This is a genomic window from Lysinibacillus sp. G01H (genome assembly GCF_028872195.1).
Lineage (GTDB): Bacteria > Bacillota > Bacilli > Bacillales_A > Planococcaceae > Lysinibacillus > Lysinibacillus capsici.
The window spans coordinates 950,948-964,191 of record NZ_CP118397.1 but is presented as its reverse complement, the minus strand read 5'-3'; the positions used below and the strand labels follow the sequence as shown (position 1 = coordinate 964,191).

The 13,244-nt window shown below is 37.6% G+C and carries 17 protein-coding genes; 4 read left to right on the top strand and 13 right to left on the bottom strand.

Annotation, left to right across the window (positions count from 1 at the left end):
- Window positions 1-102: 102 nt before the first annotated feature.
- The 7 genes from PSR12_RS04630 to PSR12_RS04600 form a co-directional block, all read right to left on the bottom strand.
- Window positions 103-498, bottom strand: coding sequence for a DUF3397 domain-containing protein (locus tag PSR12_RS04630; RefSeq protein WP_221679721.1), 396 nt, complete (start codon window positions 496-498; stop codon window positions 103-105).
- Window positions 495-1,397, bottom strand: coding sequence for a ketopantoate reductase family protein (locus PSR12_RS04625; RefSeq protein ID WP_221679719.1), 903 nt, complete (start codon window positions 1,395-1,397; stop codon window positions 495-497). Before PSR12_RS04625 ends, PSR12_RS04630 begins: the two co-directional genes overlap by 4 nt.
- 120 nt (window positions 1,398-1,517) lie before the next feature.
- A complete protein-coding gene (locus tag PSR12_RS04620; protein WP_255600467.1) occupies window positions 1,518-1,643 on the bottom strand; it encodes a hypothetical protein in 126 nt (41 codons plus the stop codon).
- Between the two features lie 131 nt (window positions 1,644-1,774).
- Window positions 1,775-2,152 carry a transcriptional regulator gene (locus tag PSR12_RS04615; protein WP_004224822.1) on the bottom strand — a complete coding sequence of 126 codons (378 nt, stop codon included), beginning with the start codon at window positions 2,150-2,152 and terminating at the stop codon, window positions 1,775-1,777.
- Between the two features lie 111 nt (window positions 2,153-2,263).
- The gene (locus tag PSR12_RS04610) at window positions 2,264-3,031 is read right to left on the bottom strand and encodes an enoyl-CoA hydratase/isomerase family protein (RefSeq protein WP_221679716.1); all 768 of its coding nucleotides are present in this window, start codon (window positions 3,029-3,031) and stop codon (window positions 2,264-2,266) included.
- A gap of 162 nt (window positions 3,032-3,193) precedes the next feature.
- The gene (rpmF, locus tag PSR12_RS04605) at window positions 3,194-3,367 is read right to left on the bottom strand and encodes a 50S ribosomal protein L32 (protein WP_004224819.1); all 174 of its coding nucleotides are present in this window, start codon (window positions 3,365-3,367) and stop codon (window positions 3,194-3,196) included.
- A 24-nt stretch (window positions 3,368-3,391) separates the two neighbouring features.
- Complete coding sequence (locus PSR12_RS04600) at window positions 3,392-3,925, bottom strand: YceD family protein (RefSeq protein WP_274771821.1); 534 nt, start codon at window positions 3,923-3,925, stop codon at window positions 3,392-3,394.
- A 166-nt stretch (window positions 3,926-4,091) separates the two neighbouring features.
- Here PSR12_RS04600 and PSR12_RS04595 point away from each other — a divergent pair, with 166 nt between their 5' ends.
- Window positions 4,092-5,303: a nucleotidyltransferase gene (locus PSR12_RS04595; RefSeq protein WP_221679714.1), complete on the top strand. Its 1,212-nt coding sequence runs from the start codon at window positions 4,092-4,094 to the stop codon at window positions 5,301-5,303.
- 44 nt (window positions 5,304-5,347) lie between these two features.
- On the opposite strand, the gene PSR12_RS04590 is transcribed toward PSR12_RS04595, so the two are convergent.
- Window positions 5,348-6,394, bottom strand: a complete 1,047-nt coding sequence (locus PSR12_RS04590; RefSeq protein WP_274771819.1) for a SepM family pheromone-processing serine protease — start codon at window positions 6,392-6,394, stop codon at window positions 5,348-5,350.
- Between the two features lie 118 nt (window positions 6,395-6,512).
- Here PSR12_RS04590 and PSR12_RS04585 point away from each other — a divergent pair, with 118 nt between their 5' ends.
- Window positions 6,513-7,412, top strand: a complete 900-nt coding sequence (locus tag PSR12_RS04585; RefSeq protein ID WP_258859592.1) for a hypothetical protein — start codon at window positions 6,513-6,515, stop codon at window positions 7,410-7,412.
- Between the two features lie 58 nt (window positions 7,413-7,470).
- Here PSR12_RS04585 and coaD read toward each other — a convergent pair whose 3' ends face one another.
- The 3 genes from coaD to PSR12_RS04570 all read right to left on the bottom strand — a co-directional run bounded on the left by coaD (window position 7,471) and on the right by PSR12_RS04570 (window position 10,023).
- Window positions 7,471-7,962 carry a pantetheine-phosphate adenylyltransferase gene (gene coaD, locus PSR12_RS04580; RefSeq protein ID WP_274771817.1) on the bottom strand — a complete coding sequence of 164 codons (492 nt, stop codon included), beginning with the start codon at window positions 7,960-7,962 and terminating at the stop codon, window positions 7,471-7,473.
- Window position 7,963: 1 nt separating this feature from the next.
- A complete protein-coding gene (gene rsmD / locus PSR12_RS04575; RefSeq protein ID WP_036077105.1) occupies window positions 7,964-8,530 on the bottom strand; it encodes a 16S rRNA (guanine(966)-N(2))-methyltransferase RsmD in 567 nt (188 codons plus the stop codon).
- 71 nt (window positions 8,531-8,601) lie between these two features.
- Window positions 8,602-10,023: a hypothetical protein gene (locus tag PSR12_RS04570; protein WP_036077102.1), complete on the bottom strand. Its 1,422-nt coding sequence runs from the start codon at window positions 10,021-10,023 to the stop codon at window positions 8,602-8,604.
- 56 nt (window positions 10,024-10,079) lie between these two features.
- Here PSR12_RS04570 and PSR12_RS04565 point away from each other — a divergent pair, with 56 nt between their 5' ends.
- Window positions 10,080-10,469 carry a DUF7147 family protein gene (locus PSR12_RS04565; RefSeq protein WP_036077099.1) on the top strand — a complete coding sequence of 130 codons (390 nt, stop codon included), beginning with the start codon at window positions 10,080-10,082 and terminating at the stop codon, window positions 10,467-10,469.
- 2 nt (window positions 10,470-10,471) lie between these two features.
- On the opposite strand, the gene PSR12_RS04560 is transcribed toward PSR12_RS04565, so the two are convergent.
- The gene (locus PSR12_RS04560; protein ID WP_004224806.1) at window positions 10,472-10,744 is read right to left on the bottom strand and encodes a YlbG family protein; all 273 of its coding nucleotides are present in this window, start codon (window positions 10,742-10,744) and stop codon (window positions 10,472-10,474) included.
- Between the two features lie 404 nt (window positions 10,745-11,148).
- Between PSR12_RS04560 and PSR12_RS04555 the strand changes: the two genes are divergently transcribed.
- Complete coding sequence (locus PSR12_RS04555) at window positions 11,149-12,060, top strand: glycerophosphodiester phosphodiesterase family protein (RefSeq protein ID WP_036077092.1); 912 nt, start codon at window positions 11,149-11,151, stop codon at window positions 12,058-12,060.
- 90 nt (window positions 12,061-12,150) lie between these two features.
- On the opposite strand, the gene PSR12_RS04550 is transcribed toward PSR12_RS04555, so the two are convergent.
- The gene (locus PSR12_RS04550; RefSeq protein ID WP_274771814.1) at window positions 12,151-13,203 is read right to left on the bottom strand and encodes a tartrate dehydrogenase; all 1,053 of its coding nucleotides are present in this window, start codon (window positions 13,201-13,203) and stop codon (window positions 12,151-12,153) included.
- Window positions 13,204-13,244 lie beyond the last annotated feature (41 nt).

Here is a 13,244-nt window from a genome sequence, read left to right as displayed (position 1 = left end):
TTTATGAATGCAATCAATATTCTCATCCCCATAGAATGATTTTTATAACTATTTTAATGCTATTATTTTAACGCTTAAAGCTTCAACATGAAAAGAAAATGCTTAGACAACCTGTAAATATTCCATAATGGATTGAATAACACCCACGATACATATCACTAGATAAGCTGTACTAAGTATTAAGAATAAAAAACGCCAAATTTTCTTTAATAACGGCTTTACTTCTATTTCCTTTTTAGTCCGCCAATCAATATATGTAAAAATCATGGCCATCATTATCGCGAGTATCACCAAAAGCGCCCCAACATTCACACGCCAAAGCACACCGATAGCTAACGGAACAGAAAAAAACAAGCACAATGTCGTAACATCAGAGGCTGCACCAAAAGCATGTGTGCCACGAATTTTAACTTTCCTGCCAACCAGATAAACAATTATGAAAAGAACAATTGGACAAAAAATAATGATACTAATAACTATATGTAAAAGGTCTTTCAACTTCTTTCACCGCTCTCCTCTATTGCAAGCACTTGATGATATAAAGTACGCAAAGTAGGTAAATTATGACCGTTTGCTAAAGCTTTATTTAGAATGACACCAACAATTGTTTCGATTTCACTTTTTCTCCCCTGCAGACGATCCGCTAGCATAGATGAAGTATTGTTGGCCGTTTTCCTACATAAGTCTATCACATCACTAAAAGATATGGTGAGTTCAATATCTTCAAAAGCTTCCGTAAGCTCTCGATAAATACTTTCTAGCAGTAAAAATGCTTGTTGATTAGCCACTAACTCTCCGTTCTTTACTTGCAAAACAGCTGTCAATGGATTAATTAAGCTATTAAGTACCGCTTTTGCAAAAAGCATTTGCTCTGCATTACTAGCCAATTCAATAGGAAATAAGGAATGTTGTAATTGTAGTAGCTGTTGAAAGGCCCGGTGTTCTCCTCGTTCTATCGCTATTTTACATAGCCCTACTCCTCTATGATGAACCGTTGATTGGTCCAACAATTGAGCTCCAAAGGTCACTGAACCAAAGGCGATATTTTTTTGCGGCAATAGTAGCGCCTCCTCAAAATGCGCTAAGCCGTTTTGCATAAAAAGCAACGGCATATCATTTGAGAATAAGGCTAATTGATTGTAGAGTTTTTGCAAATGTCCGTATTTAACAGCAATCACTAATAAATCTTGCTTTGGAAGATTAGTCAAATCTGTCGTAGCAACAATCCTTTGCACAGTTTTAGTTCCATCAACGTTGATACGTGTTAACTTTTTGGCATTTAGTTCATTTACTTGTTCCTGCCTTCTGGCAACCAACGTTACTGATACACCAGACTCCGCTAAAAAACTTGCTGTTAATTGACCTACCGCCCCTGCCCCAATTATCGCTACTTTCATTGTCTACACCCTTTCCATCTTTACTGATCAATGTTACCTCGACGTCATTACATCAAGATTGTTCCAAAAATCTAGAAACACTCTGTGATACCTCGGAGCTACACGATATTATTCACACCATCAAAGAGGGTGACGCACTTTTGGCACGCCTTCTAAATCAGCAGACTTTAAAACACCCATCTGATGCTTCACCTCTGAATAGCCTATATTCATAAAACTATAAGAATAAGGTGCCTTAGAATACATCTAAGGCACCTTCTACGCAGGTTCTTTTATTATACAGGATAGTCTGATTATTGACGATACACAGAAAGGGTTTTATGTCCATAAAAGAAAAGCAATGTAATTCATGTTCCAAAAGCCACGTAATCATAATTTTAATCTTTCATTAATGAATAACCTTGTTGAAGCCATTTCACTAGCTTCTCATGCTCATTTTGCAATTCACGATGCTTCATTTCAAGCGTTTGATAAGCCTCCGTTAATTCGTCAAAACTTGTCAACGCTAATTTCAAATGACTTCGCATAGATTGTTGGGGCTGATTTCGCACAGCTAATAGTGACTGACTATATTGACCACGCAATGTTTTATTCCAACGGAAACCACACGCTTGTTTTGTACGACCTAGTTCTATGGCCGCCATTTCAAAGGCCTCTAGCTGTGTTTTGCCATTTTGCACATTATGCAATACGATTTCTGCTAGTCTTTCATCATCTTCCTTTGTCCATTGATCTTTTCTTTTTTTCAATTCCATAATCTATCACCCTCGCATTTTTTACTACTATATGCAAAAGCAAGCAAAATAGAATCATTGCATGAAAAAAGACAGTGATGATGTTTTTACTCTCATCACTGTCTTTATACATTACTTATTATTCTTCTTTGTCAAGAAATTATTAACCGCTTGATGATGCGCTTCACTTTCCCACAACTTTGCACAGGTACGAACTTCTTCCATCACACGCTCATACATATTTCGTTCACGCCACTTTCGAAGCTCAATCTCCTTATAAGCTTTATGAACAGAAGGATGAATTTTTCGCATATGTTCAATAAAATCGTTCAAGGCATCTTCTTTTGAGCCTTCAAAAACACGCATAGCCCATCCTATCTCATATAATAATTGTGCAGGGTAAGGCTTCGCATCCACTAGCATCTTCATTGCACGATCATGACGCAAACCTCGTTCAAATAAATATGTACCACCACCCCAGCCACTTGTAATGGCTAGTGTTCCTTGAATAAATCCACATTTCGCATGGCTAGCTACTAAACGAAAATCACAAGCTGTTGCAATCTCACAGCCCCCTCCAACAGCAGTTCCATTTATAAGTGCTATAGTTGGTACAGGAAGCGTAGCAAGGTCATATAATATTTTCCCCATCTTACTTAACATACCAAATGCCTCATCCTCTGTTTCCAGTGAATGAAACTCAGATAAATCCCCTCCTGAGCAAAACGATTTATCGCCAGCACCAGTCACTACTAAGAAACGCACATCTTCATGCCCACGAATATACGTAATGACTTCTTGAAGACCGTTCATCACTTCATCATTGACAGCATTCCGTTTCTCTTCACGGTTAATGGTAAACGTCATAATGCCATCATGATTGCCAATCGTATAAGACATATTACTCCCCCTTTGTCGCAATGAATAAATTGTATCACACAATTATTTCACTATTGTAAAGAACTTCATAATCAACGCAATATTCCGTCTTTTTAAGCAAACAAAAAGGCTAGTAAAGAGCCATGGTCTCTCTACTAGCCTTTTAAGTGAGCAAACACTGTATTATTTGCTTACTACTTCTTTACCTTTGTATTGTCCGCAAGCTTTGCAAACACGGTGTGATAATTTAGCCTCACCACAGTTAGGGCAAGTTACCATACCAGGTACAGATAATTTGAAATGCGTACGACGCTTTCTTTTTGCAGTTTTAGAAGTTCTTCTAAATGGTACAGCCATTGATGGCACCTCCTTACAGATCGTCTATTCGTCTGTTTGATCAAAATACTTAGCTAAAGCAGCTAGTCTTGGATCCACTTTTTGTTCGTCAGCTTTTTTGTGTAGCTCTACGTCTTCATCTGTTGCATAAGACCAATTTTTACCACCATGCACTTGTCCTTCAGAATCTTCCTTGAACACTTGCATTGGTACCTCAAGCAAAACTAATTCCTCAAGAACCGGTTTCATGTCGATGACTTCACCGTCAATATAGTGAATGTCTCCGTCATCGTCTCCTCGTTTATCTTCGTCGATCCAGCTAAAAATTTCAACTGTCTCAACTTCAATTGGAAACTCAACATCCTCCCATGTGCGAGCACATGGTAGTGTTAACGTTGCTGTCACATTTAACTGACATGTCATTTGCGATGCACCAAAAGTACATAGCCCTTTTACATGAACGGGCGAAATTGCTCGAATATCCTGGTTTCGCTCCATCACTTCGTCCAGTTGGACAAAGGCATCGATTGGCATCCCGTTTTGGCGGTATTTAGATAATTGATGAATTGACCATTTCATTCGTTTAATCACCTCGAGACAACAATGTTGATTATATAATGTGTAAAAATAGATGTCAAGATAATTTCTTGTCACCACTTTAAAACCCACCTATAATTATATACTATGAGAAGTGTATTTACTCCTAACAGTTTAAATAAAGACACAAATTATAAGGGGGAGAAGCATGCAAGCAGTTGGAATTGTTGTTGAATATAATCCTTTTCACAACGGACATGCTTATCATTTAGAACAGGCTAAAAAAGCAGCACAGGCAGATCTCGTAATCGCTGTTATGAGCGGCACATTTTTACAACGTGGAGAACCTGCCATGGTAGATAAATGGACACGTACTAAAATGGCGCTTTCTGGCGGTGTAGATATTGTTATTGAACTGCCTTATGTCTATAGTACAGCACCTGCCACAGATTTCGCAAAAGGAGCCATTTCCTTATTAAGTGCTGTTGGTTGCAACTCTTTTGCCTTTGGAAGTGAAGACGGCTCTATACAGCCCTTTCTAAACACTTTCGAGCTGATTGACAGCCACCGTGCAGAATATGACCTGTTCATTAAAGACAGCCTTAAAACAGGTGCCAGCTACCCAAAAAGCCTACATTACGCCTATGAACAGCTTTCTCAGATGTACCCTGCTCCATACATCGATCTTGCACAACCAAATAATATACTGGGCTTTCATTATCTTGAAGCAACGAGGGCACTTAACAGCAACATTAAACCACTAACAATTCCTCGCGTTGCAGCAGGATATCATGATGCTTTAAAGGAAGATGCATCGATCGCCAGTGCCACTGGCATACGTAAAGCCCTTGCCTCTACAAATTCTTTACAAAGTGTACAAAATGTTGTTCCTACTGCTACTTTTGATTATTTAACTGACTGGCATACAAAGTATAACCAATTTGCAAGCTGGGAAACCTTTTGGCCGTTATTACAGTTCACCATTATAAGACATACCCCTTCAGAACTTACTCGTTATGCAGAAGTAACAGAGGGCATAGAAAACGCAATTGTAAAAGCAGCCAAAACCAGCTCTACATTTTATAGCTTTATGGAAAAAATAAAATCTAAGCGTTATACTTGGACCCGCCTTCAACGGATGATAACACATATCTATACAGGGTTTACCAAAAAGCAGCTTCAAAGTTTTAACGCGCCCTCCTTTATTCGGCTATTGGGTATGAGTTCGATGGGACAAGCTTATTTAGGTCAGCAAAAAAAGAATATAGAATTACCCTTAATCAGTCGCGTTGCAGCTACAGATGATGCGATGTTAGCTATCGATATACATGCGGCAGAGCTTTATAATTTAAGTATCGAGCAAGGAACAAAGGATCTTACGCTGCCGAAGGATTATCAAACACCACCTATTCGTTACTAAAGACATCAAAAGGGATGCTAAAGTCCTCTTAGCATCCCTTTATATTATTTTGGTTGAAGTTGCTTTAAATAATTGATAGCATCGTCAACGCTCTTTACTGGAACGATTTTCATTTTTGTTTTAATCTCTTTTGCCGTTTTGACAGCCGTTGCATAATTCGATTCTAGCTCTGGATACTTCGCTTTCATTTCTCGAGAGATTTCATCATCTGGTGCAAAAAAGATTTCCATGCCGTCACGATCAGCGGCAATAACCTTATAGTCTATTCCACCAATTCTTCCAACGGTTCCATCTATTAGCATTTCACCTGTACCAGCAATTGCATAGCCTTTTGTTAAATCTTCATCAAGTAATTGGTCTAATATTTCAAGTGTAAACATCAGTCCAGCAGAAGGCCCCCCGATATCCTCTGTTTTCATCGTCACTTTCGGATTCGTTTCAATCGATTTGCTTTCAGTATAGGAAATACCTAAACCTGCTCTATGTTCTTGGGCATTAGGAATTTCCTTTAGTGTAATAGTCTCCTGATGTTGTTCTTCATTACGTATAAATTGAATGGTTACCTTATCGCCAAGCTGCTTAGGTTTTAATAGATCCACAAGCATTTGCTGGCTAGTTATTCTTTGACCATCAACCTCGATAATTTCATCACCAGCTTTTAAAATACCGTCAGAAGCTCCTCCGTCTAATACATTTAATATGAATACACCATTAAAAAGAACCTTTGTCTCTAGTCCTGCTCTTTGGAAGGCTACATATTTGGCATTAAATTGTGAATCAGACATTAACTTTAACTGTCGAATATTATATTCCTCATCATCCTCTAAAGGATTTCGTACTTGCTCAATATCCATTAGCTTTTGATATTTTTGAACTTTCGCCCACAAATACGAAAATGGTGTGGCTTGCTGCATAGCAACTGTCATTAAACTTAAAGACCCCTCACTATCTGCCTCTTTACTATCCACAGTAACGAATTTACTGACATCATAGGCACTTCCAGGTTTCATAATATACGCGTCTAGTCGGTATAACATCATAAAACAAATCACGACTATTAACACTGCATAAATACTAATTTTTTTCTTCACTTGAAAACACCTCCTAGGACGCTTGCAAAACCATACGTTCATGTTTTTGCCTTTCTCACATATATTGATTTTAGCATTTGCCTATGTGAATGACAAAAAGTTGAAACGAGATGATAACATGTTTGCTACAATTCAAATAGTGCTCTGCGTAATTCTAATTCTCTTACTCTTGTTATTCCCACAAACCGCTCACAGTGGTACTGATTTAGGCTTAAATCTTTTCATGGAAGCACTTTTTCCGTACTTATTGCCGTATCTTGTGTTAACACAATGGCTTCTGCGTTTAACAGCCCCTATGCGTACCAAAACAAAAAGGGCTTCTTTATACGTACAAGCCTACATTATTAGTGCTCTTGGAGGCTATCCAACTGGCGCAACCACTATTGTTTATTTGAAAAATAGTGGTCAACTACACCCTAAAGAGGCAAATTTTTTGCTAGCTGTTTGTCATGCCCCCAGTCCACTTTTTGTATTAGGTTTTGTAAGTCTTGATTTACTACACAATAATACATTTGGATGGTTGTTTTTATGTCTACTACATACGTTTAATATTTGTTGCCTAGTAACTGGCTACTTTTTCTTTCGCAAAACTGATTCACCTAATATCTCCGTACACAACACACCACTCTATAGTGCTCCATTTTCGGAAAGTATTAAAGAAACAGCCCCAACAATTCTGCTAGTTGGTACAACCATCATCTTTTTCACAACGATTCAAACCATCGTACAACAAGGCTTAGATCAGCTGATACCAAAGCTTCCCTATACGCTTGAGCTTTCCATAGCGGCTGTTCTGGAGGTAACGAACGGTCTTAAAATGACAGTTACAGCATTTCCAGATCTTCCGTATATCCATTTACTTGTTGTGATTTTGTTAACGATGCAAAGTATAAGTATTCACTTACAAATTTTTGTTATCGCCAAATCTGCAAAACTTTCTGTACGACCTTATATTAAATTCCGCCTCCTTAGCATAATCATTGTACCCACTATTTATGCTCTATTTTTTCTAAAATAACAATCGCTCTAAATATTAAAAAGAGGATGTCGTTGTTCTTTTGACATCCTCTGCATCCTTATTGTGCAAAACCATATTTTTCTTTTAAAGCCTTTACGACACATGTAGGGACTAGCTCGTTAACATCACTACCGTATTTCGCAACCTCTTTTACTATACTAGAACTAAGGAATGAATATTGATTTTTCGTCATGATGAAAAAGGTTTCGATTGTTTCATCAAGGAAACGGTTCATAGATGTAATTTGCATCTCATATTCAAAATCTGAAACTGCCCGTAAGCCACGAACAATTGCCTTCGCCTTTTTTTCCTTAGCATAATCAATCAATAAGCCTGAAGAACTCTCTATACGAACATTAGGTAAGGTTTTTGTCACTTCAGCCATCAAAGCCATACGTTCCTCTACAGAAAACAAAGGATTCTTTGCTGAATTGTTTAATACTGCTACATATACGATATCAAACACATCAGCCGCACGTTTAATTATATCTAAATGGCCGAATGTTACAGGGTCAAAACTTCCAGGAACTACAGCAATTTTTTCAGACAACTTATTCTCCCTCTTCCTCTGTACAGCGATAAACAGAAATAATTGTTCCGCCATATGTTTCTTGTCTTGTTAAAACAAATTCCCCAAAATTTTGAGGTAATTGTACCTCTTTTGCATGTTCACATAAAATAATACCATCTTGTTGTATTTTACTGTTATCGACCAAAATCTGTACGAGGTCATAATATTCCTGCTGATGGTATGGTGGATCTAAAAAAACGAGTTTAAACGTAATGTCACGTTTTAATAGCGCTTTCACAGCGCGTTTTGCATCTATACGAAAAAGCTCTGTATATTCTTCATAACGGCATTTTTTTATATTTTCTTGTAGCACCTGGAATGCTTTAGGATCTTTCTCAATAAAAACGGCACGCTCCGCCCCTCTGCTTAATGATTCAATCCCCAAGCCACCGCTTCCAGCAAACAGATCTAGCGCGAAACCTCCATCAAAAAACGGCCCAATTATATTAAAAATGGATTCCTTTACTTTGTCAGTTGTAGGCCTTGTCGTATTTCCTGCTATTGCTTTAAGCGGCATTCCTTTGCGCTCTCCTGCTACAACTCTCATATCAATATCTCACCGTGCTTTCGTCTATATAAAGTATTTTGCAGCGAAAGGTTGGCCCTCCGCTGCAAAAGTTATTGTTGCTCTTGTGTTAATATTTGAATACGCTCATCCTTTTTTTGCAGTTCAACTTGGAATAATCGCTGTAACCAAGCTTCTTCTACATAATAATGATCAGCAATCTTAATAATTGGTTCAGAGATTGATGAATATCTACGTTGGTTGAATACATAAAATCCAGGCTCTTTCGGAAAGCGGAATGTCCGATGCTCACTATTTACATAATAGCCATTCTTTCCTTCCTCAGCCGAGTAGCCAAGGTAAGGCAATAATGTATCTGCCGTATATAACACCTGTCCATCATATAGAATAACATGAACATCTTCTTTCAACGTATCATCCACATAGATATCACGTGCATCCTCAAATAAAAGTGGATAGGTTCCATTTTGCTGAGCTGCATTTAAGGCAAAATAAGATGTTTTGGCATCTAATACCTGTGATAAGTACTTGTCCATTGTATCTGGTGAAATCGATTCATCTCCAAGCTTTTTCAATGTTTCCTGCCAAGCTTGTTGTTGACTATCCGTCATGTAATCATTTAATGTCTTGATGATTTTCTTTGTTTTTTCTCCACCAATTGGATCGTTTATTAAATAGGATGCCACAACCTCAGGCAACCATTCTGGAGAATCTACAAAATTATATTGTGATTTTATTTGTGATAAAATTACTTCCTGCTCTACAGCTTGTGCAGTAAGTGTTGGTAAAAATAACAATCTTTCGTCATGAACTGCTACTGGACTTTTTTCTTGAATAATTGCAATATGTTCATCACTTAGAAGCTGTATATTTTCTACTGATTTCAGAAAATCATTAGGGACTTCTTGCTGTGCATAAATTGATAATACAGGTGTTTGCTCTTGCGCTTTAAGCTCCCCAGCTTGCCAATATAAATCTTGAACAGTACCGTTTCCTCTAAACATTGTGTAATTGACAAGTACAAGTTGTTGTTGACCTACTAGGGGTAAACCTGTAACCCATTGTCCTTTCACTTTACTGTCTGTAGAAATCGAAACAATTGAATAGGAAGCTTCACCATTTATTAGTGTAGCAAAAACATTTTGAAGGAGCATCTTATTTTTTAAGCCACCTTCAATTGGAATTATGTATGACACAGATTGTGATTTTGTCTCCCCTTTTGCAAAATAAGAGACTTCATCTGATAAACGATCACAGCTTTTTTCATTTTCAATAAAGCAACTAGCGTTTGTTGCTTTTTCAGGCCATTTAATTTTCACCTTTTGATTTGGTAGGTTTTTAAAATGTTGACGAATATCTAAGCTATTTTCGCGATAGACAATTTCTATTTCCTGAGAATAATGAAAATCTCCTATGCCTGTTTCTAAATCAGATGAATAAGCATGGTATTGGAAAAATACCGTTCCTGTAATGATTAGTGCTAAAATAGAAAAAAAGCTTAATGCAAATTTCATGTGCTTGACCTCCCGCAGCATGATACTATGAATATTGGAAAGGATGTGCAATTATTATGCCACAACAATTTATAGAATTAGGTGAAGGCTATGGTGATGTTTACGAGCTACTCGAAATTATTAAAACCAACCAGGAACGTTTTCATCAAGCCTTTTTACTAACATCTACAAAAGAAGACAAGAAGGTGATTTCTTTAGCTGTCGCCCTTAAACCAGTCGGCGAAAGTAAGTTCATGCCTATTTATATTTGTCGAGAGGGCATCCCATACAATGAAGAACAGCCAACACAGCGACAAAAAATGTTTGAAGCACAAATAGAACAACTCGGTCGAAAAGCAGTAGTTGTAGAAATAAAGCACTCATCTATATTTTCGGAATCAAAACTATTTTATCAATACTTAATAGGTATATTAAGACTAAATAACTATATACCTGCATTGACATAAGTTTATAGACCTACTTTATAGTCATATTCCTTTGCTTTATCTGGTTTTGCATTTTCATATTCAGTTTTTACAAATGGACGATAAGACGCCACAACGTCTTTCACAAATGGAAGGCGTTGTAGTTTTGTTGTCATCATGTCAATATCCTCACGATCGCAGTAAAGCACTACGTATTTTTGCCTTCTAGAAATATAAAGAACATGACCATATTTCCGAAGTGACTTCGCATGTTTTAATTGATGGACGTAAACGATTAGCCCTTGTCGTTCGTTCATATTGGATTCCCTCATTTCTTACATAAAAGAATACCATAGACCAGAAAATGATAGCAACAGAGTTTAGCTGACAGAACGCTCAATTTTCCGTTATAATGGAAAAGCATACGACGTTGAACATCGTGAAGATGAATCAGTGGTTTTAATTAAATTCAATTGTAGCATCATTACAGGAACAGAAGAATGCTGAAAGATGATCATGCCACAAATGAACCCTTTACAAGACATTTGCATCTCCATAATGATTGTTTTTCAAATAGGATGGCAAAAATCGGCATAAAAAAAATCATCATTCACTTATACTAGTAACTCATTTAATAGTAGGACCTGTACTTACTACTATTGATTAAACAATGAATTCACTACTACTTTTTATATGAGGATAATTGTTAAGGAGGACGAATATGGGTAAGAAAACAAAAATTGCGCTTGCAATTGCAGCAGCAAGTGCAGCAGCTTGGGCAGGCAGTAAAGCTATTTCAAAACCACAGCAACGCGAAGGTAAACAAGCATTACAATTCGAACGCCCCATAATTCTTGCACATCGTGGCGGAGCTCTTTTAGCACCAGAACATACAATGGTTGCATTTGAAAAAGCTGCACAGCTAGGTGTTGATGGCTTTGAAATCGACATTCGCCTAACTAAAGATGAGGAAATTATTGTTTTCCATGACGAGACAGTTGAACGTACAACGGACGGCTATGGGCTTATTGCAGATATGACGTTGGCAGAAATCAATGCCTTAAACCACGGCTACCAATTTGAAGATTTAGAAGGAAATTTCCTATATCGAGAGGATAAATTAGATGTCGTCACTTTACGAGAGTTGCTTGAAACCTATCCCAACATGCTAATCAACATTGATATCAAAGATGCTCCTGATACTTACGAAGGGAGTCTAATGCCTTCTAAACTTTGGCGCTTAATTGAAGAGCTTCAAGCTGAACATCGTGTCGTTGTGACAAGCTTTTATGGTGAGCAAATAGATCGCTTTAATTTATATGCGCAAAATCAAGTAGCACTTGGTGCAGGTGAATCAGATGTAAGAAAAGCATTTGCTTCCTTCTCAAGTCAGTTTGGACATTTATATCACCCTAAAGTGGATGTTTTTCAAATCCCTCCAAAGTCAGGGGTTATTGCATTAGATTCTCCTAAATTTATTCAGTTTTTAAATAACCTCAATATTCCAGTCCACTATTGGACAATCAATGATATAGATACGATGAAAAAATTACTCCATAATGGGGCAAAGGGCATTATTACAGATCGTCCTGATATTGCTGTTGAGTTATTACAAGCTCAAGAATCTAAATAAGACAAGACATAAAAGGGAAGCACACTGAACGAATGTGCTTCCCTTTTATTTAAATGTTAGACCCATTATTACTTTCCATATCATTAAACGTTATGTTAAATAGTCTATGATTGCATCAGTTACTTCTTGTAGTGTGGCCGTTCCACCCAAATCAGGCGTTTTTATATCCTGCGCTAATGTTTGCTCTATAGCATCTAATATCCTTGTTCCCACATCTTGATAACCAAGGAAATCGAGCATCATCTTACCTGTCCAAATTTGTCCAATAGGATTGGCGATTCCTTGACCAGCTATATCTGGTGCAGAACCATGGACAGGCTCAAACATTGATGGATATTGCCCTTCAATGTTTAGATTTGCTGCAGGTGCAATACCGATGCTTCCCATAATGGCACCGCCTAGATCTGTCAAAATATCCCCAAATAAATTCGATGCTACGATAACATCAAAGTTTTCTGGTTTCATCACTAAAAATGCCGCTAGAGCGTCAATATGATTAGATGCTTGACCTACCTCTTCATATTCTTTTCCTACTTGAGCAAACACTTCATCCCAAAAAGGCATGCTATATGTAATCCCATTTGATTTTGTAGCACTAGTCACATGCCCATTACGTGTTTTGGCTAGTTCAAATGCATAGCGCATCGCCCGTTCTGTTCCCTTTCTTGTAAAAACAGCATTTTGGATTGCTACTTCATCTTGACCACTATGTATTCTTCCTCCGCTTTCCGCATATTCCCCTTCGGAATTTTCCCTTACAACAATAAAATCAAAGCCATTTGGTTGTCGTAAAGGCGATGGTAGCCCTTGTAGAAGCTTTGCTGGTCGCACATTAATAGATTGCTGTAGCTCACGTCGAATTTTAATGAGCAGACCCCATAATGATACATGATCCGGAACCAAGTTAGGCATTCCGACTGCACCTAAAAAAATTTGATCATACTGTTTTAACAGCTCAATGCCATTATCAGGCATCATTTTCCCTGTCTCTAAATAGTATTCACAGCCCCAGGGAAAAGTTGTCCATTCAAATTGAAAGCGACCATCTAATAACGCTGCCTGATCTAGAACTTTTATTGCAGCTGGCACAACCTCTTTTCCTATTCCATCCCCAGGTATCACAGCGATACGATATGTTTTCATTCATGCTTCCTCCTTCAATTTAATGATAAAAAAAGACTGTA

Excerpts from the sequence above, each read along its gene's own strand:
- PSR12_RS04565 (WP_036077099.1), top strand. The coding sequence starts at position 10,080 with ATGCCACAACAATTTATAGAATTAGGTGAAGGCTATGGTGATGTTTAC.
- PSR12_RS04555 (WP_036077092.1), top strand. The coding sequence starts at position 11,149 with ATGGGTAAGAAAACAAAAATTGCGCTTGCAATTGCAGCAGCAAGTGCA.
- PSR12_RS04600 (WP_274771821.1), bottom strand. The coding sequence starts at position 3,925 with ATGAAATGGTCAATTCATCAATTATCTAAATACCGCCAAAACGGGATG.
- PSR12_RS04585 (WP_258859592.1), top strand. The coding sequence starts at position 6,513 with ATGTTTGCTACAATTCAAATAGTGCTCTGCGTAATTCTAATTCTCTTA.
- PSR12_RS04625 (WP_221679719.1), bottom strand. The coding sequence starts at position 1,397 with ATGAAAGTAGCGATAATTGGGGCAGGGGCGGTAGGTCAATTAACAGCA.
- PSR12_RS04615 (WP_004224822.1), bottom strand. The coding sequence starts at position 2,152 with ATGGAATTGAAAAAAAGAAAAGATCAATGGACAAAGGAAGATGATGAA.
- PSR12_RS04620 (WP_255600467.1), bottom strand. The coding sequence starts at position 1,643 with ATGTATTCTAAGGCACCTTATTCTTATAGTTTTATGAATATAGGCTAT.
- PSR12_RS04550 (WP_274771814.1), bottom strand. The coding sequence starts at position 13,203 with ATGAAAACATATCGTATCGCTGTGATACCTGGGGATGGAATAGGAAAA.
- rpmF (WP_004224819.1), bottom strand. The coding sequence starts at position 3,367 with ATGGCTGTACCATTTAGAAGAACTTCTAAAACTGCAAAAAGAAAGCGT.
- PSR12_RS04560 (WP_004224806.1), bottom strand. The coding sequence starts at position 10,744 with ATGAACGAACGACAAGGGCTAATCGTTTACGTCCATCAATTAAAACAT.
- PSR12_RS04570 (WP_036077102.1), bottom strand. The coding sequence starts at position 10,023 with ATGAAATTTGCATTAAGCTTTTTTTCTATTTTAGCACTAATCATTACA.
- PSR12_RS04595 (WP_221679714.1), top strand. The coding sequence starts at position 4,092 with ATGCAAGCAGTTGGAATTGTTGTTGAATATAATCCTTTTCACAACGGA.
- PSR12_RS04610 (WP_221679716.1), bottom strand. The coding sequence starts at position 3,031 with ATGTCTTATACGATTGGCAATCATGATGGCATTATGACGTTTACCATT.
- rsmD (WP_036077105.1), bottom strand. The coding sequence starts at position 8,530 with ATGAGAGTTGTAGCAGGAGAGCGCAAAGGAATGCCGCTTAAAGCAATA.